The 19,105-nt window shown below is 70.2% G+C and carries 17 protein-coding genes and 1 riboswitch; of the genes, 4 read left to right on the top strand and 13 right to left on the bottom strand.

Annotated elements, in window-relative coordinates; translation table 11 throughout:
- Positions 1-71 precede the first annotated feature (71 nt).
- Positions 72-881: a PhzF family phenazine biosynthesis protein gene (locus tag IEZ01_RS30630; RefSeq protein WP_189204946.1), complete on the top strand. Its 810-nt coding sequence runs from the start codon at positions 72-74 to the stop codon at positions 879-881.
- A gap of 88 nt (positions 882-969) precedes the next feature.
- Here the strand turns inward: IEZ01_RS30630 and IEZ01_RS30625 are convergent, their stop codons facing one another.
- The gene (locus tag IEZ01_RS30625) at positions 970-1,749 is read right to left on the bottom strand and encodes a CPBP family intramembrane glutamic endopeptidase (RefSeq protein ID WP_189204944.1); all 780 of its coding nucleotides are present in this window, start codon (positions 1,747-1,749) and stop codon (positions 970-972) included.
- A gap of 193 nt (positions 1,750-1,942) precedes the next feature.
- Entirely contained in the window at positions 1,943-3,445 is a 1,503-nt protein-coding gene (locus IEZ01_RS30620) for a glutamate-cysteine ligase family protein (RefSeq protein ID WP_019884673.1), read from the bottom strand.
- A gap of 505 nt (positions 3,446-3,950) precedes the next feature.
- On the opposite strand from IEZ01_RS30620, the gene IEZ01_RS30615 reads away from it, so the two are divergent.
- Entirely contained in the window at positions 3,951-4,544 is a 594-nt protein-coding gene (locus IEZ01_RS30615) for a hypothetical protein (protein WP_019884674.1), read from the top strand.
- Between the two features lie 344 nt (positions 4,545-4,888).
- Entirely contained in the window at positions 4,889-5,086 is a 198-nt protein-coding gene (locus IEZ01_RS30610) for a DUF5999 family protein (protein ID WP_019884676.1), read from the top strand.
- A gap of 108 nt (positions 5,087-5,194) precedes the next feature.
- Here IEZ01_RS30610 and gcvP read toward each other — a convergent pair whose 3' ends face one another.
- Positions 5,195-8,080 (bottom strand): aminomethyl-transferring glycine dehydrogenase, encoded by a 2,886-nt coding sequence (gene gcvP, locus IEZ01_RS30605; RefSeq protein WP_019884677.1) that lies wholly within the window; start codon positions 8,078-8,080, stop codon positions 5,195-5,197.
- A 177-nt stretch (positions 8,081-8,257) separates the two neighbouring features.
- Positions 8,258-8,356: riboswitch (glycine riboswitch) on the bottom strand.
- A 113-nt stretch (positions 8,357-8,469) separates the two neighbouring features.
- Here gcvP and IEZ01_RS30600 point away from each other — a divergent pair.
- A complete protein-coding gene (locus tag IEZ01_RS30600) occupies positions 8,470-8,844 on the top strand; it encodes a PRC-barrel domain-containing protein (protein ID WP_019884679.1) in 375 nt (124 codons plus the stop codon).
- A 29-nt stretch (positions 8,845-8,873) separates the two neighbouring features.
- Here the strand turns inward: IEZ01_RS30600 and IEZ01_RS30595 are convergent, their stop codons facing one another.
- The 10 genes from IEZ01_RS30595 to clsA all read right to left on the bottom strand — a co-directional run bounded on the left by IEZ01_RS30595 (position 8,874) and on the right by clsA (position 18,940).
- A complete protein-coding gene (locus tag IEZ01_RS30595) occupies positions 8,874-10,229 on the bottom strand; it encodes a DNA polymerase IV (RefSeq protein ID WP_189204940.1) in 1,356 nt (451 codons plus the stop codon).
- 82 nt (positions 10,230-10,311) lie between these two features.
- Positions 10,312-10,929: a MerR family transcriptional regulator gene (locus IEZ01_RS30590; protein WP_106959775.1), complete on the bottom strand. Its 618-nt coding sequence runs from the start codon at positions 10,927-10,929 to the stop codon at positions 10,312-10,314.
- Positions 10,930-11,119: 190 nt separating this feature from the next.
- Complete coding sequence (locus IEZ01_RS30585) at positions 11,120-11,593, bottom strand: bifunctional nuclease family protein (RefSeq protein ID WP_028797289.1); 474 nt, start codon at positions 11,591-11,593, stop codon at positions 11,120-11,122.
- Positions 11,594-11,646: 53 nt separating this feature from the next.
- Complete coding sequence (gene ftsR / locus IEZ01_RS30580; RefSeq protein WP_019884683.1) at positions 11,647-12,390, bottom strand: transcriptional regulator FtsR; 744 nt, start codon at positions 12,388-12,390, stop codon at positions 11,647-11,649.
- Positions 12,391-12,433: 43 nt separating this feature from the next.
- Positions 12,434-13,399: an FHA domain-containing protein gene (locus IEZ01_RS30575; RefSeq protein ID WP_106959776.1), complete on the bottom strand. Its 966-nt coding sequence runs from the start codon at positions 13,397-13,399 to the stop codon at positions 12,434-12,436.
- 61 nt (positions 13,400-13,460) lie between these two features.
- On the bottom strand, positions 13,461-14,360 hold the full coding sequence (locus IEZ01_RS30570) for a DUF881 domain-containing protein (RefSeq protein WP_189204938.1): 900 nt from the start codon (positions 14,358-14,360) through the stop codon (positions 13,461-13,463).
- 5 nt (positions 14,361-14,365) lie between these two features.
- Positions 14,366-14,698 (bottom strand): small basic family protein, encoded by a 333-nt coding sequence (locus IEZ01_RS30565; protein ID WP_003970459.1) that lies wholly within the window; start codon positions 14,696-14,698, stop codon positions 14,366-14,368.
- The gene (locus IEZ01_RS30560; RefSeq protein WP_189204936.1) at positions 14,695-15,621 is read right to left on the bottom strand and encodes a DUF881 domain-containing protein; all 927 of its coding nucleotides are present in this window, start codon (positions 15,619-15,621) and stop codon (positions 14,695-14,697) included. The genes IEZ01_RS30565 and IEZ01_RS30560 overlap by 4 nt, the downstream gene beginning before the upstream one ends.
- Before the next feature lie 99 nt (positions 15,622-15,720).
- Entirely contained in the window at positions 15,721-18,216 is a 2,496-nt protein-coding gene (locus IEZ01_RS30555) for a mannose-1-phosphate guanyltransferase (protein ID WP_019884692.1), read from the bottom strand.
- 115 nt (positions 18,217-18,331) lie between these two features.
- Positions 18,332-18,940, bottom strand: a complete 609-nt coding sequence (gene clsA / locus IEZ01_RS30550; RefSeq protein WP_019884693.1) for a cardiolipin synthase ClsA — start codon at positions 18,938-18,940, stop codon at positions 18,332-18,334.
- Between the last annotated feature and the right edge of the window lie 165 nt (positions 18,941-19,105).

Raw genomic sequence — 19,105 nt, 5'->3', positions numbered from 1 at the left:
CCCCAGCACCGGTCCAGTGATCAGGAATTGGCCTTGGCCTGCGGCTTCGCCGGCCGCCTAAGGTCTCGTCCATGCGGATCCGAATCGTCGACGCGTTCACCGACCGCCCCTTCTCCGGCAATCCGGCAGGGGTTCTCCTCCTCGACGCCTTCCCCGAGGACCGCTGGCTCCAGAAGGTCGCCGCCGAGGTGAACCTCTCGGAGACCGCCTTCGCCCACCCCCTCCCCGAGGGCGGCGAGGCCGACTGGGCCCTGCGCTGGTTCACTCCGGCCACCGAGGTCGACATGTGCGGCCACGCCACACTCGCCACCGCGCACGTCCTGCACACCACCGACCGCGCGGGCGGCACCATCCGCTTCGCGGCCCGCTGCGGCATCCTGCGCACGACCGCCGCCGAGGACGGCGCGATCACGATGGACTTCCCGACCTCGCCGCTCACCCCCGTGACGGCCCCCGCCGGGCTCGGCGAGGCGCTCGGCGCCGAGCCCGTCTCGGTCCACGACACCGGCGCCCACATCGGCGACCTCGTCGTCGAGCTCGCCGACGAGCGGACCGTACGGTCCCTGGAGCCGGACGCGCGGGCGCTGGTGTCCCTCTCGAACCGGGGGATCATCGTCACCGCCGCGGCCGACACCCCCTCGCGCGGCTACGACTTCGTCTCCCGCGGCTTCTTCCCCGGCGTCGGCATCGACGAGGACCCGGTCACGGGCAGCGCGCACACCGCCCTCGCCCCGTTCTGGTCGGCCCGCCTCGGCCGCGACGAGCTCACCGGCCTGCAGGGCGGCGCCCGTACGGGCCTGGTCCGCACGTCCCTGCGCGGCGAGCGGACCCTGCTCACCGGCCGGGCGGTGACGGTGATCGAGGGCGACCTGCTCGTCTGACCGGCCCGGCCCGCCCGACCGGGCCCGGACAGCACGAAGGGGCGTCCGGCACCGGCCGTACGCCCCTGTTCCTTTCAGCCGTCCCCGCTCACGGGGTGGGCAGCCAGCTCACCTCCCCGGCCAGCAGGCCGTATCCCACGAAGGCCACGATGTCGAGCAGCGCGTGCGCCGCGACCAGTGGACCGACCCGACCCCACCGGCGGTAGAGCAGGACGAACACCGCGCCCATCACCATGTTGCCGATGAAGCCGCCGATGCCCTGGTAGAGGTGGTACGAGCCGCGCAGCACCGAGCTCGCCACCAGCGCGGCCATCGGCGTCCACCCCAACTGACCGAGCCTGCGCAGCAGATAGCCGACAACGAGGACCTCCTCCAGCACGGAGTTCTGCACCGCCGACAGGATGAGCACCGGGTACTTCCACCACACGCCGGGCAGCGACTCGGGCACCACCGTCAGGTTGAACCCGGCGGCCCGCGCGATGAGGTAGAAGGCGAGTCCCGCACTGCCGATGACGGCCGCCACCAGCGCCCCGCGTCCGAGATCGGACCAGGGCCGGGTCCGGTCGAAGCCGATGGCCCGCAGGCCAGGCCCTTCCCGCGTGAGCAGATGCGCCACGAGCACGACGGGCACGAGCGCGGTTGCGATGCCGAACAGCTGCCACGCCAGGTCCAGCCAGGGCCGCCCCGGCGCGTACGAGCTGTTGAGCATCGCGGCCTGGTCCTTGAGCCCGCCGGGCTTGGTCAGCGCCCCGACGAAGCTGATCAGCGACGACACCGCGCTCGCGCCGAGCGAGAGCGCCAGCACGATCACGGTCTCGGACCGCAGGGTCCCCCGTGAGAGGCCCTCCTGGGGAAGAGTGTCGGCCACGCGCCCTGCCTCCTGCTGCACACCGTTCTGGGATGTCACAGCTTGCCCGATGCGGTGGCGGCGGACACGGCCGGGTCCCGCGGCGTCGGTTCGGGGCCTGCGGTCGCCCGCCGCGCGAGGCGTGACTGCTGACGCGCTGGTGCCGCGGACCCGGTCGCCCGCCGCGCGCGCAGGGCGCCGCTCCCGGCGCGCCTCAGTCCCCGAGCCCGGACGGCCAGGCGTGCACCGGCTCGCCGCGGCGCATCAGCTCCGCGTAGCGCCGGGTGGTCACCGCGAGCGCTTCCTCCCGCCCGAGCCCCGCCTCCAGGCCGCGGTGGTAGGTGTCGACCTGCCAGGAGGCTCCGTTCACCCGCCGTCGGCAGCGCTCCTCGATGACACCGAGGTAGGCGTCCCGGTCGGCCGGTTCGATGCCCCACGCGTCCAGGCCGGCCGCGGCGAGCGGCAGGAGTTCGTCCCGTACGAGCTTCACGGCGGGCACGGCGGTGATGCCGCCCGAGCGGCCGGGCCGCGGCCAGCGCAACTCCGCGTCGATGCCGTGGCGGCAGGCGGTGTCGAAATTGGCCTCCGCCTCCTGGAAGGTGAGCCGCTTCCACACCGGGCGCGGCTCCTCGGCGAGCGAGCGGACCAGCCCGTAGTAGAAGGCCGCGTTGGCGACGACGTCGGTGACGGTGGGGCCGGCCGGCAGCACACGGTTCTCGACACGCAAGTGCGGGACGCCGTCGGTGAGTCCGTACACGGGCCGGTTCCAGCGGTAGACCGTGCCGTTGTGCAGCGCCAGCTCCTGGAGCCGGGGCACTCCCCCGTCGTCCAGGACGCGCAGCGGATCCTCCTCGTCGCAGATCGGCAGCAGCGCGGGGAAGAACCGCAGGTTCTCCTCGAACAGCTCGTACGCCGAGTCCACCCACCGCTCCCCGAACCAGGTCCGCGGCCGCACCCCCTGGGCCTGGAGCTCGGGCGGACGGGTGTCGGTGGCCTGCTGGAAGAGCGGCGGCCGGGACTCGCGCCACAGCTCGCGGCCGAACAGGAACGGCGAGTTGGCACCCACCGCGATCTGCACCGCGGCCACCGCCTGCGCGGCGTTCCACACGGCGGCGAAGCGGGCCGGGGTGACCTGGAGGTGCAACTGCACGGACGTACATGCCGCTTCGGGCACTATCGACGTCGCCGTGCAGGTCAGCCGCTCCACGCCATGGATGTCGAGGGTGAAGTCCTCCCCGCGCGCGGCCACGATCTGGTCGTTGAGCAGCATGTAGCGGTCGACCTCGGAGAGGTTCGCGGAGACCAGATCCTGTGGGGTGAGCGTCGGCAGAATACCGATCATGACGATGCCCGCGTCGACCTCCTGGGCCTTGCGGTGGGCATATCCCAGACCCGTACGCAACTCCTCGGCGAGCCGGTCGAATACCCGGCCGCCGAGCCGGTGCGGCGCGATGTTCACCTCCAGGTTGAACATTCCGAGCTCGGTCTGGAAATCCTTGCTCGCTATGCGGTCGAGCACCTCGGCATTCATCATCCGGGGCATGCCGTCGGCGCCGGCGAGATTCAGCTCGATCTCCACGCCCATCATGTTCTTGGGCCGGTCGAACCTCTTCTCCGCCAGGAGCCTCCCCAGCCCCGTCAGGCACTGTTGGAGCTTGCGCCGGTATCTCTGCCGATCGGACAGGTCGAACCCGCCTGCCACGATCTTCTCCCCCATCGGAGCGTCCCTCCTCGAGTGGGCAGCCCGCGGCTCGGCCGCTCGCGTCACGGTCGATAATGCCCAGCCGGGCTGATCCATAACGCCCGCACGCGGACCGGCCGGACGGTAGGCTGAGAACATGAGCCGTACGGCACATTCCACGGTCCCAATCCGGCGGCCTATTCGCCGGGCGGATGCGCCGGGCACATTCCGTCGCGACGGCACGGCGGATTCGTCGACGGGATCCGGCCGTCGTAGCGGGGATTGACGCGCAGGTCAAAGACGTACGCCGACGCGAAATCCATCGAAATGCCGCAAATCAAAGGCTGAATTGCGACTTGGCGGCAATACCGGGGGCCGGTAGCAGAAACACCGCGTGAACACGCGTCGTATAAACTCCGCGAACGAGGCAGAGAGTTGGGCGCCCGGCCACGGCCTTCTGGCCCCCTCCGGCCCCGCGCTGACAGCGTCGTCCGCACTGCCCCCCGCTTCACCGTGTCTCCTGAGTGAGAGGCGACCCACCATGCTCCACATCCCTCCGGCCCCCTCGGCCGCCCTGCGCAGTGTGCTCGTGGCCCTCGGTTCCCCCACCGCGGTCCGCGACGCACGTACCCCGGCTCTCCGCTCCTTCCAAGGCCCGCTCACCCCCGAACTGCCCTTGCCCGTACACGTCCTGGACACACTGGACCAGGTCGTCCCGCCCGGCCGCACGCCCCGGACCAGGCTCGCCGGCTGGCGATTCCTGATCCGCGGCGGCGAACGCTCCATCGCCGCCGCGGACACGATGCTCACTCCGGACGGCTGGTCCTTCTCGCACTTCTTCGAAGGGCCTTACGTCACCGCCACCGAACACGCGCTGCGCCAGGCCGAGTCCGTCACCACACCGTTCCAGCCACGTCTGCTGTCGGTCCCCGAGCTGTACATGCTGACGCTCTGGCTGCACGCGGACACCGGGGCCGACGGAGCCGAGGGCTCCCCGGCACCGACCGATCTGCTGATCCCCCTGGCGCCCGCGCCACCAGGGATCGCCGCCCACCGCGCCCACCAGGTCGCCGACCTGCTACCCGTCCTGACCCTCCGACTGACCCCGGCACCGCTGCTGGGGTCACCGGCCTGACCCGGCCGCATCCACGGGCGATGCCCCGCGTCGAAACGGCGCGGGGCATCGCTGTACGCCCGCACGCCCGCGCGAAGAGCGCATTCGCACGGGTCGCCGTACGCCGCCCCGTACGGACTAGCCCACTGGGACCACTCCGAACCATCCGAAGTGACAGTGCACTTGTACTGAACCGCCCGGGCGAGTGATACGTCCTTGTGCAGTAGGAAGAGCTGACGCGAAATCCCTGCGGATCGACCGCCGCGGGGGAAGACTGGGACCACCGAAACGACCGACGGGGGGCGGCCATGAACTCCGCTTCGAGCCGCAGGACACACACCACACCGCAGCGAAAGAACCCATCCATGTGCCAGCACCAGCCACCCTGCCCCACAGCCGACTCCGCCGACCGGGAGGCCGCACGCCTCGTGGCGCATCACCCGGAGCAGGGTTGGAGCCTGCTGTGCAACGGCGTCCTGCTCTTCGAGGACACCGGTGAGCTGCTGCCGGACGGCCAGATCATCGCGCCGCACCGCCCCTCGGCGGTGGTGACCGCTGCCTGAGGCGGACGGCGTGGCAAGCCGAAGGGCCGGTCCGGAGAGCTTCTCCGGACCGGCCCTTACGTGTGCTCGCCTAGACGCACCCAGGGCGCTGGCCCCAGGCGGCGTACGTCAGTTGTCGTACTCGTCCAGCGGCGGGCAGGAGCAGACCAGGTTGCGGTCGCCGAAGGCGCCGTCGATCCGGCGCACCGGCGGCCAGTACTTGTCCGCGGCCGACACCCCGGCCGGGAAGACGGCCTCCTCGCGGGTGTACGGGTGGTTCCACTCGCCGCCGAGCGCGGCCGCCGTGTGCGGGGCGTTGGCGAGCGGGTTGTCCCCGGCGGGCCATTCGCCGGAGGCGACCTTCTCGATCTCGGCGCGGATCGCGATCATCGTGTCGCAGAACCGGTCGATCTCGGTGAGGTCCTCGCTCTCGGTCGGCTCGATCATCAGCGTGCCGGCGACCGGGAACGACATGGTCGGCGCATGGAAGCCGTAGTCGATCAGGCGCTTGGCGATGTCGTCGACGCTGACACCGGTCGCCTTGGACAGCGGGCGCAGGTCCACGATGCACTCGTGGGCGACGAGCCCGGCCGGACCGGTGTAGAGCACCGGGTAGTGCGGCTCCAGGCGCTTGGCGATGTAGTTCGCCGCGAGGACGGCGACCTGGGTGGCCCGCTTGAGGCCCTCGCCGCCCATGAGGCGCACGTACGACCAGGAGATCGGCAGGATGCCGGCCGAGCCCCACGGGGCGGCCGAGATCGGGCCGACGCCCGTCTGCGGTCCGGCGGTCGGCTGGAGCGGGTGGTTGGGCAGGAACGGGGCGAGGTGCGCCCGGACACCGACCGGGCCGACGCCCGGGCCGCCGCCGCCGTGCGGGATGCAGAAGGTCTTGTGCAGGTTCAGGTGCGAGACGTCGCCGCCGAACTTGCCCGGCTTGGCGAGGCCGACCAGCGCGTTGAGGTTGGCGCCGTCGACGTACACCTGGCCGCCGGCGTCGTGCACGGCCGCGCAGATGTCGGCGACGTGCTCCTCGAACACACCGTGCGTGGACGGGTAGGTGATCATCAGTACGGACAGCTCGTCGCGGTACTGCTCGATCTTGGCGCGCAGGTCGGCGATGTCGACCTCGCCGTCGTCGGCGGTCTTGACGACGACGACCTTCATCCCGGCCATCACGGCGCTGGCGGCGTTGGTGCCGTGCGCGGAGGACGGGATGAGGCAGACCGTGCGCTGTGCGTCGCCGTTGGCCCGGTGGTAGGCGCGCACCGCGAGCAGACCGGCGAGCTCACCCTGCGAGCCGGCGTTGGGCTGCAGCGAGACCTTGTCGTAGCCGGTGACCTCGGCGAGGCGCTCCTCCAGCTCGGTGATGAGCGTGAGGTAGCCCTGGACCTGCTCGATGGGTGCGAACGGGTGAATCTGGCCGAACTCGGGCCAGGTCACCGGCTCCATCTCGGTCGTCGCGTTCAGCTTCATCGTGCAGGAGCCGAGCGGGATCATGCCGCGGTCGAGCGCGTAGTCGCGGTCGGCGAGCTTGCGCAGGTAGCGCAGCATTGCGGTCTCGGAGCGGTGCGCGTGGAAGACCGGGTGGGTCAGGTACGGGTCGTCGCGCAGCAGGGCCTCGGGCAGCGTGTCGGCCGTTTCGGCGTCCAGCGCCTCGATGTCGGCGTCCGCGCCGAAGGCGGCCCAGACGGCGGCGATCTGGGCGCGGCCGGTGGTCTCGTCGCAGGAGACCGAGACGTGGTCGGCGTCGACGAGGTGCAGGTTGACCCCGCCCTCGCGGGCGGCGGCGACGGCCTGGGCGGCCTTGCCGGGCACCTTGACGGTCAGGGTGTCGAAGTAGGTGCCGTGGACGACCTCCACGCCGGCGGCCGTGAGGCCCGCGGCGAGGATGGTGGCGTACCGGTGGGTGCGCTGCGCGATCGCCTTGAGGCCCTCGGGGCCGTGGTAGACGGCGTACATGCCGGCCATGACGGCGAGCAGCACCTGCGCGGTGCAGATGTTGCTGGTGGCCTTCTCGCGGCGGATGTGCTGCTCACGGGTCTGCAGGGCGAGGCGGTAGGCCTTGTTGCCGTCGGCGTCGACGGAGACGCCGACGAGACGGCCCGGCAGGGAGCGGGCGTGCTTGTCCTGGACTGCCATGTAGCCGGCGTGCGGGCCGCCGAAGCCCATCGGGACGCCGAAGCGCTGGGTGGTGCCGACCGCGATGTCGGCGCCGAGCGCGCCGGGCGAGGTCAGCAGGGTCAGCGCGAGCAGGTCCGCGGCGACGGTGACGATCGCGCCGAGCTCGTGGGCCTCGTCGATGACCGGCTTGATGTCCCGTACGGCGCCGGAGGCACCCGGGTACTGCAGGAGCACACCGAAGACGCCGCGCTCGGCGATCTCGGCCGGGATGCCCTCGGAGAGGTCGGCGACGACGACCTCGACACCGGTCGGTTCGGCGCGGGTCTGGATGACGGCGACGGTCTGCGGCAGGGCGTCGGCGTCGATCAGGAAGACACCGTTCTTGACCTTGCCGACGCGCCGGGACAGCGCCATGGCCTCGGCGGCCGCGGTGCCCTCGTCGAGGAGGGAGGCGCCGGAGGTGGGCAGGCCGGTGAGGTCGGCGACCATGGTCTGGAAGTTGAGCAGCGCCTCGAGCCGGCCCTGGGAGATCTCCGGCTGGTAGGGCGTGTACGCCGTGTACCAGGCCGGGTTCTCCATGACGTTGCGCAGGATGACCGGCGGCGTGAAGGTGCCGTAGTAGCCGAGGCCGATCATCGGGGCGAGGACCTTGTTGCGGTCGGCGAGCGTGCGCAGCTCGGCCAGGACCTCGGCCTCGGTGCGGGCGGCCGGCAGTCCGAGCGCCTCGGCGCTCTTGATCACGTCCGGTACCGCGGCGGCCGTGAGCTCGTCGAGCGAGCCGTAGCCGACCTGGGCGAGCATCTTCGCCCGGGCTTCGGCGTCGGGCCCGATGTGCCGCTGCTCGAAGGGGGTGCCCTGCTCGAGCACGGAGAGCGGAATGCGGTTGGCGGTCATGTACGGAGGCCTCCTGGTCGTCACGACCTGCGAGGGGCACCACGGCGCGGGTGCCCGGACGGCCTCCCCCTCTGTCATCTCAACCTGAGAGCTTCACCGGCGCACGCGGACGTGGCCGACTTTCACCGTCGGTGAGAGCGGATGCCGTCGGACGCCCGCCCTGCTTTCCAGAGTGACCTCGTCCGTGCGGTACAGGGGCCTGAGAGATTCCGGGGAGGATTTGCTCCTTCGGCGCCACCGAAAGGTTTCTTCGCTGGACTCTCCCGCACGGGGTCAGCAGCCACAGCCAGCCTACCAGCGAGGTTCCTCGGCCATCCCTCAAGTGGCCGACATCCCCGTTGTGCACTTTCGTAGTGGTTGAAGAGCAGGTGCGACCACTTGGAGGGACCGTGCAGACCGACATCGATCCGCGTAGCCTGATCGGCCGCAAGGCGTTCGACCGCAACGGCACCAAGATCGGCACCATCGACGAGGTGTACCTGGACGACGCCACGGGAGTCCCCGAATGGGCGGCCGTACGCACCGGACTGTTCAGCCGGGACGCCTTCGTCCCGCTGGAGCCGAGTGAGCTGGTCAACGACGCGCTGCACATTCCGTACGAACGCGCGCTGATCAAGGACGCCCCCGACTTCGGCGTCGGCCGCCATCTCTCCCCGGAGCAGGAGCTCCAGCTCTACCACCACTACGGGATAGAAATCCCCCCACTGTCCACGGCCGCGCCCCCGGACCGGGACTTCGGCCGGATCGCCGGCCAGGACGACTGACGCGGGACGCCCCAGGGCGGGGCCGTCGCTCACCCGGCCGGAGGCACCAGCGGCAGCGGATCGGACGGCTCCAGGTCCGGGTCGTCGACGAGGAAGGTCCGCACCCGCCCCGGCGGTGACCCCGGCTCCTCGAACCGCACGGTCACCCGGCCCACCCCGCTGCCCTGCACCCATCCGGGCCCGTACACCGCGTGCCGTACGTCCCGCCCCGCCGGCCAGTGGCGCTCGGCCGGGGCCGCGGCCGCTTCCGGCTCGGCCGTCAGCCCCTCCTCCACGGCCTGGGCCGACGCGCCCTCGGCGGGTTCCCGCTCGTCGGCGGCCTGCGCGAAGAGGTCCTCCTGGGTGTAGTCGGCCAGGCCGCTGACGCCCACGCCGAGCAGCCGCACCCCGCCGGTGGTGTCGACGGCCTCCAGGAGCCGTGCGGCGGCCTCGCGGACGACGGCGGGGGCGTCGGTGGGCCCGCGCAGCGTCTCGGAGCGGGTCAGCGTCGAGAAGTCGTAGCGCCGCACCTTCAGCACGATCGTCCGCCCGGAGTGCCCGGAGGCCCGCAGCCGCTCCACACACCGGTCGGCCAGCCGCTCGACCTCGATCCGGATGCGCACCCGGTCGTGCAGGTCCGTGTCGAACGTGTCCTCCACCGAGACCGACTTCGCGTCCCGCTCGGCCACCACGGGCCGGTCGTCGTGCCCGAGGGCCATGCGGGCCAGCGCCGCTCCGTGCGCCCGCCCCAGCAGCCGTACGAGCTCGTCCTCGCCGGCCTCCGCCAGGTCGGCGACCGTCGTCATCCCGGCCCGCCGCAGGTGCTCCCCGGTCGCGGGCCCCACACCGGGCAGCACCCGCACCGACTTCGGCCCGAGCAGCTCGCGCTCGGTGCCCGGCTCGATCAGCACGAGCCCGTCCGGCTTCGCCTCCTCCGAGGCGATCTTCGCGAGCATCTTCGAACCGGCCAGACCCACCGATCCCGTCAGCCCCGTGGTGCCGAGAATGTCCCTGCGCAGCCGCTCACCGGCCTCCCGCGCCGTGGCCGAGTCATATGCCGCGCCCCCCGCTTCCAGGTCCACGAAGGCCTCGTCCAGGCTCAGCGGCTCGACCAGCGGGGAGAGCCGGGCGAGCAGTGCCATGACCTGGTCGCTGACCGAGCGGTACAGCGAGAAGCGCGGCACGAGATACGCGGCGTTCGGCGCGAGCCGCCGCGCCTGCGCCATCGGCATGGCCGAGTGCACCCCGAACCGTCTCGCCTCGTACGACGCCGTCGCCACCACTCCCCGCGGCCCGAGGCCGCCGACGACCACCGGTTTTCCACGCAGACTGGGCTTCGCCGCCTGCTCGGCGGCGGCGAAGAAGGCATCCATGTCCAGATGCAGGATCGTCGGCGCGGCTCTCACACCACAGATGCTGCCCTACGGCACTGACAGTCGACCCGCACTTCTGTGCGAAACGCGGGCCGCTCCGGCGCGGGCCGGTCTCTCAGACCGCCCGGTCCCGGCGGCGGCGCGCCAGTTCGTCGGCGGGATTGTGGCCGACCATGGTCTCGCCGGTGTCGACGCGCTCCCCGTGCAGCTGCGACAGCGCCGCCTCCACGTCCCGCCACACCACGCCCACGGCGATCCCGAAGACCCCCTGCCCACCCTGGAGGAGGTCCACGACCTCGTCGGGCGAGGAGCACTCGTAGACCGTGGCGCCGTCGCTCATCAGCGTCATCCGCTCCAGATCGCGAAAGCCCCGCGCCCGCAGGTGCTGCACGGCCGCGCGGATGTTCTGGAGGGCGACCCCGGTGTCGAGGAACCGCTTGACGATCTTGAGGACGACGACGTCGCGGAAGCTGTACAGCCGCTGCGTCCCCGAGCCGTACGCGGGGCGCACACTGGGCTCCACGAGCCCCGTACGCGCCCAGTAGTCCAGCTGCCGGTAGGTGATCCCGGCCGCGGCACAGGCGGTCGGCCCCCGGTATCCGATGGTGTCGGTGGTGGTGTCGGCCGCACTCACGTGAGCCGCACTCGCCGCACTTCCGTGAAGCGGATACGGCCCGCTCTCCACCGGACTCCGTCCGGGGAGACCCCCTGCCGTACCGTCGCCGCTGCTCATCACGCCGACCCTCCGTCCTTGACCTGCCCACACGAAGGTAGGCAGTCACTCGGGGTGCGTCAACGATCGCCACACTCGGCACGCCGAGTGATAATCACCCTGAGAGTGGTTTCCCGTGTCCCTCTCCGGGGAACGGCTACTCGAATGCCCCTGGGGCCATCCTGAGCAGCGCGGCGGGTCGAAAGCCCGGTCACTGACTGCTGGTTCCGAAGTCCTCCGGCGAGATCTGGTCGAGGAACTCGCGGAACTTCTCCACCTCGTCCTCCTGCTCGTCGGGGATCGCGATACCCGCGTCGTCCAGCACCCCGTCACTGCCGAAGATCGGCGTCCCGGTGCGCAGGGCGAGCGCTATGGCGTCGGAGGGCCGGGCACTGACCTCGACCCCACTGGCGAAGACCAGCTCCGCGTAGAAGACCCCTTCACGCAGGTCCGTGATGCGGACCTCGGTGAGCTCCTGGCCCACGGCCTCCAGCACGTCCTTGAACAGGTCGTGGGTCAGAGGCCTGGCAGGGGCCATGCCCTGCTGGGCGAAGGCGATCGCGGTCGCCTCACCCGGTCCGATCCAGATGGGGAGGTACCGATCGCCTCCCACTTCACGCAGGAGCACGATCGGTTGGTTGGAGGGCATTTCCACCCGGACACCCACAACGTCGAGCTCGTTCACACAGCAACCCTAGGACGTGCTCGACCGGTTTGGGTAGTCGGGCACCTCCAAGATCACTGGAAGCGGACGCCGAGCGCGGTTTGTACCAAGGCCGAATGCAGCCGCACGGAGAGCCCCGCCAGCTCCTTCGCAGTGGCTTCCGCATGGGCCCTGGTCTGCGGATTACGGTGCCGGCGCAGCGGCGCGACAATCTGTTCGACCAGCCCGGCCTCCCGGTCGGCGGCCGCTTTCATGGCGCGAAGATGCCGCGCCTCGAGACCGAATCTCCCCAGATCCGCGACAAGTTTGGCAACCGTCACGGTCTCGGCGTCGTACCCGCCGTCCGGGTCCGCGGCGATGAGCCCGTACGACTCCCAGTCGGCGAGCTCCTCCTCGGTGACCTCGGCGGCCGCCAGCAGCTCGGCGCGCCCCACCCGGGCAGCCGTCGGCCGCTGCGCCTCAGGATCCCAGGGGACGTCCAGCGGCTCGCGCTGCGCCGCCTGGGCCGGCAGCTGCACTTGCTCCCCGCGCTCCAGCGCGTCCAGGTGCTCCCTGATGACCTTCAGGGGCAGATAGTGGTCCCGCTGCATCCGCAGGATCTGCGCCAGCCGCTCGACGTCCTGGGGGCTGAACTTGCGGTACCCCGAGGGGGTCCGCCGCGGCTCGACCAGGCCCTCGGCCTCCAGGAACCGGATCTTGGAGATCGTGACCTCGGGAAACTCGTCCCTGAGCTGGTTCAGCACCGTACCGATACTGACCAGCCGGTCACCCGCGGTGGCGGTGCCGTGACCGGCACCGCCCGTCGGTGTTCGCAGCATGGACCTTCCTTGGGGGTCCCCCCGGACGGAGTCCGGGGGTGGGTCACACGCCCCGCTGGCTCGGGTAGAAGACCAGCCGGTACTTGCCGATCTGAACCTCGTCACCGGTGGCGAGCAGCACGACCGAGTCGATCGGCTCACGGTTGACGTACGTACCGTTCAGGCTGCCGACGTCCGCGACAGTGAAGGTGCCCTCCTGCGTGCGGCGGAACTCCACATGGCGCCGGGAGACCGTCACGTCGTCGAGGAAGATGTCGCTCTGCGGGTGACGGCCGGCCGTGGTCAGCTCACCGTCGAGCAGGAAGCGACTGCCCGAGTTCGGGCCGCGGCGCACGACGAGCAGCGCCGAACCCGGCGGCAGCGCGTCGACGGCCGCCTGGGCCTCCGGAGAGAGCGACGGCACCGCGTGCTGCCCGGTGACCTCGGCCTCATACGCCTCAAGGCCCGAGATAGAGATGGTCGACGTCGTCTCGGACGCCCGCTCCGCCGGCGCCGTGCCGCGCAGCGGGGCGCCGCAGTGGGAGCAGAACCTACTGTCCGCGGCGTTGCGGTGCCCGCACCTCGTACATACCGGCATGGACGAATCCTCCTGCCGCGGCTGCCCCGCGGGGGCCTGGGCTCCGTACGGACCGGGGGCAAACCCTCCACCCGCACTTGAGGTTGATGGTTCTCCGAAACCTATGCGTCCGGAAGCGGCAGGGTCAACAGACGACGCGCCCTGTCCGCCCGGATGGACACCGTCCTGGGCGACCTCATCACGGAACAGGGGGCGTTCGCCACCCTGCTCCTCGCTCTGGGCATGGCGCGGTGCGCGGTGCTTGGCGGTGCTGCCGCCGTCCTCGCGTGCGCTCTTGCCGAACAACTTCGCAAACAACTTCACGGGCGATTCCCCTTGACCGAAATAGACCCGCCCGTGGGGCAGGACGAACCCTGAATGAACACACCTGCCGACCCGGACACCTTCACAACGTCCGTATCCTCCCGACAGTTTCCACCACGCGGCAGGCAGGTGGTGCGGCGACCCCCCGCAACGTCATGCCCTTGTCGCGCGACCCCCATGCACCCCCGCCTCACTGCGACGACGACCGAGCGTAGTCAGGCCGCTCCGCAGGTCGCAAGGCGTCCACAACGATCTTGTCGGAACGCCGCACCGTGGCCGTGGCCTGCTCCTTCTCCAGTGTCTGGACGACACCGCCGGGGATGTTGAGCGCGGGCTCCAGGTCCTCCGGCTTGCCGATGACCTTGAAGACGTATGGAGGGGACACCTTCGTTCCATCGACTTCTATCGGACTTCCGTCGCCACCGGAGAAGTACGAATCGGCGACCACTCTGACGTCGTTGACCTGGATGGCCTCGGCGCCGGCCGCGCGCAGCTCCTGGATGGCGTCGAGGAGCATGTCCGACTCGACCGCCCCGGCGCCGTCCGCGATGGTGAGGGTGATGCCGGGGCCCTGCGCGGCCACCGTGCCGGCCAGGATCCCGAGCTGGCGTTCCTTCTCCCGGGTCTGCTTACGGGCCTCCTCGGCCTGGTCGGAGCTGTTGTCCAGCTCCGCGCGCTGGTCCTCGAGGCGGGACTTCTCGTCCTCCAGGCGCTGGGTGCGGTCGTCCAGCTCGTCGAGGATCCGGACGAGGTCCTCCTGCCGGGCGCCGCGCAGGGCGCTGCTGTCGCTGGTGGAGCGGACCTGGATCGCCAGCCCGAGTCCGAGCACGAACAGCAGCAGGGCGACGATCAGTTGGGCACGTGAGAAGCGGGGCGGCCACAGCCCCGCGGCCAGCCGCTGGCGACCGGTCAGCGGCGCGGCAGCGGCCTCCGCGGGCTCCGGCTCCCGGACGGGCGCCGTCTCACCGACGGGCTCCGGCTCGCGGGCAGGCTCCTCCTTGCGCATGGGCTCGTCCTTACCCAGGGGCTCTTCCCTGCGGGGACGGCCGCTCTCGGGGATGTCGTTCTGCGGGGTCTCGTCGTTGCTCATCGGCCTCACGCCCGGAACACATGCCGCCGGATCGCGGCGGCGTTGGAGAAGATCCGGATACCGAGGACGACCACGACACCGGTGGACAGCTGGGCGCCCACGCCCAACTTGTCGCCCAGAAAGACGATCAGCGCGGCCACGACCACGTTCGACAGGAAGGAGACCACGAAGACCTTGTCGACGAAGATCCCGTCGAGCATGGCCCGCAGACCGCCGAAGACCGCGTCGAGCGCGGCCACGACGGCGATCGGCAGATACGGCTCGACCACCGCCGGCACCTCGGGCCGGACCAACAGTCCGACCACGACTCCCACGACGAGGCCCAGTACGGCGATCAAGATGTGCCCTTCCCTGTGTCGGCCGTGGCCTGCCCGCCGCCCTTGCCGGCGCTGGCGTCCCTCGGCTCTGCTGTACGTACGATCAGGCTGGGCGCGGCCGGCAGACGCACCTCCTCCTGGGCGGAAATGCTGGTGCGGATACCGAAGTTCTCCTGCAACGCGTGCAGGTACTGGCCGTCGGCGCTGTCCTGGAACGCGGTACTCAGCTTCTTCCCGTCCCCCACCGCCAGCACCGTGTACGGCGGCACCAGCGGTTTGTTGTCGACCAGTATGGCGTCGCCCGCCGCGCGGATCGCCGACAGCGACGTCAGACGCTGCCCATTGATCGCGATCGCCTCCGCGCCGGACTGCCACAGTCCGTTGACGACACGCTGCATGTCCCGGTCCCGTACCCGGCCGGTGTCGGAGAAGCCGCTGCTCTCACGCGGTCCGCCACCGCCCTGATCGGTGTCCTTGGCGTCGTCCACGACCAGCTTGACCCCGGGCCCGAGGACCTCCGTGGCGCCGGAGAGCAGCGCGACCAGCTCGCCCTGGTCCCCGCCGTGCTCCTCCAGCGCCTTGCGCTGCCGCTCCCCCACCTCGCCGCGGAGCTTCTCCACGTCCGCCGCCAGCTTGTCGGCCGCAGCGGTCTCCGCCTCGATGCGGTCGATGAGCTCCTCGCGCTCCTTGGCCACGACCGGCGCCGACACCTGGGTCTGCGCGGCGGCGACGGTGACGACCAGCGCCGCCAGCACGAGCCCGGCCGCGAGCGCCAGCTTGGCCCGGAGCGTACGCGGAAGACCGCCCTCCGCCTGCCGCCGCGCCGTCGCCTCCGCGTACCCGTCGTCCAGGGCGTGGTCCATCACATTGGTCAGCAGCGACATGGACGCATCGGGACGCGGTGGCGGGGAGCCGGTGCTCCGAACGGGGGGCTGCTGCGACATGCCGCACATCGTCGCACGTCGCGACGGCTACCACCGAATGGCCCCACCGTTGTGCCGGGAGGCGCCCAAGGGCGCCTCCCGGCACATCCGTACCACCGGTCAGTGACCGGCGCTGTCCACCACGGCCGACCATTCGTCGAGCAGCGCCTGCGCGGAGGCGTCGTCCGGTCCCTCCGCCCACAGATGGGTGACGGCCTCCGCCGGGTCCGGCAGCACCATCACCCAGCGCCCGTCGGCCTCCACCACCCGTACACCGTCGGTGGTGTCCACGTGACGATCACCGGCCGCCTCCACGACCCGGCGCATCACCAGACCCTTGACGGCCCACGGGGTCGCCAGGTCCCTGCGCAGCACATGCGCCCGTGGAATCCGCGCGTCGATCTGGCTGAGGGTGAGCTGGGTCCGTGCCACGAGCCCTATCAGCCGGACGAAGGCGGCGGTGCCGTCGAAGACACTGCTGAACTCGGGCACGATGAACCCGCCACGGCCGTCGCCGCCGAAGATGGTCGATTCCTCCCGCCCGACCCGGGTCAAGTCGTCCGGCGAGGTGGTCGTCCACTCCACCTGAGTGCCGTGGTACGCCGCCACCTGCTCGGCGATCCTGGTGGTCGTCACCGGCAGTGCCACCCGTCCGCTGCGCCGCTCGGCCGCGACCAGGTCGAGCAGGACGAGGAGCGAACGGTCGTCCTCGATGATCCGCCCCCGCTCGTCCACCAGCGAGATCCGTTCCCCAACGGGGTCGAACCGCACCCCGAACGCGGCCCGCGCCGACGCCACGATCTCCCCGAGCCGTACGAGCCCGGCGCGCCGGGTCTCGGCGGACTCTGTGGGTCTCGACTCGTCGAGCCCGGGGTTGATCGTCAGCGAGTCGACCTGGAGCCGCCCGAGCAGGCTGGGCAGAACAAGCCCGGCGCTGCCGTTGGAGGCGTCCACGACGACCTTGAGCCCCGCGTCGGCGACGCCCGTGGTGTCCACGTTCCGCAGCAGGGATCCGGTGTACGAGTCGAAGACGCTGGACGGGAAGGACAGGTCCCCGATCTCGCCGGGGAAGGCCCGCCGGTACTCCTGACGTGCGTACACCCGGTCCAGCTTGCGCTGACCGGCCTGCGACAGGTCCGCGCCCCGCTCGTCGAAGAACATGATGTCCACGGAGTCCGGCACACCGGGAGACGTCCGGATCATGATCCCGCCGGCGCTGCCACGGGCCGTCTGCTGACGGGCCACGGGCAGCGGTACGTTCTCCAGGTCCCGTACGTCGATGGCGCTGGCCTGCAGCGCGGAGATCACGGCCCGCTTGAGGGCCCGCGCACCGCGGGAGTGATCGCGGGCGGTGGTGACCGTGGCGCCCTTCTTGAGGGTCGTCGCGTACGCGCCGGCCAGCCGGACGGCAAGCTCGGGGGTGATCTCCACGTTGAGGATTCCGGAGACACCTCGCGCGCCGAAAAGGTGGGCCTGTCCGCGTGACTCCCAGATCACCGAGGTGTTGACGAACGCACCGGCCTCGATGGTCTTGAACGGATAGACCCGGACATTGCCCTGCACGATCGATTCTTCACCGACCAGGCATTCGTCACCGATGACGGCGCCGTCCTCGATCCGGGCGGCCCGCATGATGTCGGTGTTCTTGCCGATGACACACCCTCGGAGGTTGCTGTGCTCTCCGAGGTAGACGTTGTCGTGGACGACGGCCCGGTGGAGGAAGGCGCCGCTCTTGACGACGACGTTCGATCCCACGACGGTGTGCTCGCGGATCTCGGCATCGGCTTCGATCTTGGCGTAGTCACCGATGTAGAGCGGGCCGCGCAGGACGGCGTCGGGATGGACTTCCGCGCCTTCGGCGACCCAGACACCGGGTGAGATCTCGAAGCCGTCCAGCTCGACCTGGACCTTTCCTTCGAGCACGTCGGCCTGGGCCTTCACATAGCTCTCGTGGGTGCCTACGTCCTCCCAGTAGCCCTCGGCGACATAGCCGTAGATCGGCCGGCCTTCCTTCATGAGCTGGGGGAAGACGTCGCCGGACCAGTCGACGGGTACGTCGGGCTCGACGTACCGGAAGATCTCGGGCTCCATCACATAGATGCCGGTGTTCACCGTGTCCGAGAAGACCTGGCCCCAGGTCGGTTTCTCCAGGAAACGCTCGACCTTTCCCTCTTCGTCGACGATCGTGATGCCGAATTCCAGGGGATTGGGCACTCGGGTCAGACAGACGGTGACGAGGGCGCCCTTCTCCTTGTGGAAGGCGATGAGATCGGTGAGGTCGAAGTCCGTGAGGGCGTCTCCGGAGATGACGACGAACGCGTCGTCCTTGAGCGCCTCCTCGGCGTTCTTCACGCTTCCCGCGGTGCCGAGCGGTTTCTCCTCATTCGCGTAGGTGAGCTCCATTCCGAGCTCTTCCCCGTCACCGAAGTAGTTCTTGACCAGGGAGGCGAGGAACTGCACGGTGACCACGGTCTCGCTGAGACCGTGCCGCTTGAGCAGACGTAGGACATGCTCCATGATCGGCCGATTGGCTACCGGCAGAAGTGGTTTGGGCATGCTCGATGTCATGGGGCGAAGCCGGGTTCCTTCGCCACCGGCCATCACGACGGCCTTCATGTCGGAAGCGTCCTCCTTGAAGAGACGACGGTCAGCCGACTTCACCCACCCGCACTGTGGCCCAAAACGTCTTGTCTCGTACTGGCGCCCTTGCTCAGCACGTGACGGGGCGGGCTCAATCGGCCGCGGTATCCGCCTTGACGAGTCGGCGGACCTGGACCACGTAGAGGATCCCTGCCCACCAATAGAGACTTGTACCCCATCCGGCGAAGGCCCACCCGAAAACTTCAGCGAGTGACGCCAGCCATGTGTCTCCGTCACTGAGAAGCAGCAGCGGGAACGCGTACATCAAGTTGAACGTGGCAGCTTTCCCGAGGAAGTTCACCTGTGGCGGCGGATAGCCGTGCCGGCGGAGGATTCCCACCATGACGAGAAGCATCAGCTCGCGGGCCAAAAGCGCCACGGTGAGCCAGAGGGGCAGGATCTCCCGCCAGGTCAGGCCGACGAGCGTGGAAAGGATGTAGAGCCGGTCGGCCGCGGGGTCGAGGAGCCGGCCCAGGCTGCTGATCTGGTTCCAGCGACGGGCCAGTTTGCCGTCGAGGTAGTCACTGACACCGCTGAGCATCAGGACGAGCAGTGCCCAGCCATCGCTGTTGGGCCCACCGAAGACAGGACGGAGAATCAGCCACAGGAACAAGGGCACGCCCACGAGGCGAGCCATGCTCAGGATGTTGGGGATGGTGAGGACCCGGTCCGTCTGAACGCGAGTCTCCTGGACCTCCACCCGGGGGCCTCCTGTGGGAACGTGCCAACGATGCCCCCTGACCTTACCGTCAGCAGCAGACGGCAGATACACAGGGGTCCGATTTGAGGGTGAACGCAGGAAAGCCCCGCACCATAAGGTGCGGGGCTTTCCCACAATGATTGTTCGGCGGCGTCCTACTCTCCC

The sequence above is a fragment of the Streptomyces purpureus genome, from assembly GCF_014648195.1.
GTDB lineage: Bacteria > Actinomycetota > Actinomycetes > Streptomycetales > Streptomycetaceae > Streptomyces > Streptomyces purpureus.
This window is presented reverse-complemented; position numbering and strand designations above follow the sequence as displayed.